Here is a 1,112-nt window from a genome sequence, read left to right as displayed (position 1 = left end):
AAGACGTCGCTGACCGCGGCGATCACCAAGATCCTGGCGAAGGCCGGCGGTGCGACCTTCACCGCCTATGATCAGATCGACAAGGCTCCCGAGGAGCGCGCGCGCGGCATCACGATCTCGACGGCCCACGTCGAGTACGAGACGGCCAACCGCCACTACGCCCACGTGGATTGCCCGGGTCACGCCGACTACGTGAAGAACATGATCACCGGCGCCGCCCAGATGGACGGCGCGATCCTGGTCGTGTCCGCCGCCGACGGCCCGATGCCGCAGACCCGCGAGCACATCCTGCTGGCCCGCCAGGTCGGCGTGCCCGCGCTGGTGGTGTTCCTGAACAAGTGCGACATGGCCGATCCCGACCTGCTCGAGCTGGTCGAGATGGAAGTCCGCGAGCTGCTGACCTCCTACCAGTTCCCGGGCGACGATATCCCCGTGATCCAGGGCTCGGCGCTGATGGCGCTCGAGGACAAGTCCCCGGAGCTGGGCGAGCAGGCGATCCTGAAGCTGATGGCGGCGGTCGACGCCTACATCCCGCAGCCGGAGCGCGCCATCGACCGCCCGTTCCTGATGCCGGTGGAAGACGTCTTCTCGATCTCGGGCCGTGGCACCGTGGTGACCGGCCGCGTCGAGCGCGGCGTCGTCAAGGTCGGTGAGGAAGTCGAGATCGTGGGCCTGAAGGCCACCGTGAAGACGACCGTGACCGGCGTCGAGATGTTCCGCAAGCTGCTGGACAGCGGACAGGCCGGCGACAACATCGGCGCCCTGCTGCGCGGCACCAAGCGCGAGGACGTGGAGCGCGGCCAGGTCCTGGCGGCCCCGAACTCGATCAAGCCGCACAACAAGTTCAAGGCCGAGGCCTACATCCTGACGAAGGAAGAGGGCGGCCGTCACACGCCGTTCTTCACCAACTATCGTCCGCAGTTCTACTTCCGCACCACCGACGTGACCGGCGTGGTCACCCTGCCGGACGGTGTGGAAATGGTCATGCCGGGCGATAACGTCTCGATGGACGTCGAGCTGATCGCCCCGATCGCCATGGATGAAGGCCTGCGCTTCGCGATCCGCGAAGGCGGCCGCACCGTCGGCGCCGGCGTCGTCGCCTCGATCAGCGC

General features: G+C 67.4%; 1 protein-coding gene. It reads left to right on the top strand.

Features of this window, described 5'->3' with window-relative positions:
- Positions 1 to 1,112, top strand: a 1,112-nt coding sequence (gene tuf, locus GVN67_RS29020; protein ID WP_160000763.1) for an elongation factor Tu, incomplete at both ends; no start/stop codon positions are given.

Origin of the sequence: Roseomonas sp. 18066 (assembly GCF_902706185.1) — a bacterium.
Lineage (GTDB): Bacteria > Pseudomonadota > Alphaproteobacteria > Acetobacterales > Acetobacteraceae > Pseudoroseomonas.
This window is presented reverse-complemented; position numbering and strand designations above follow the sequence as displayed.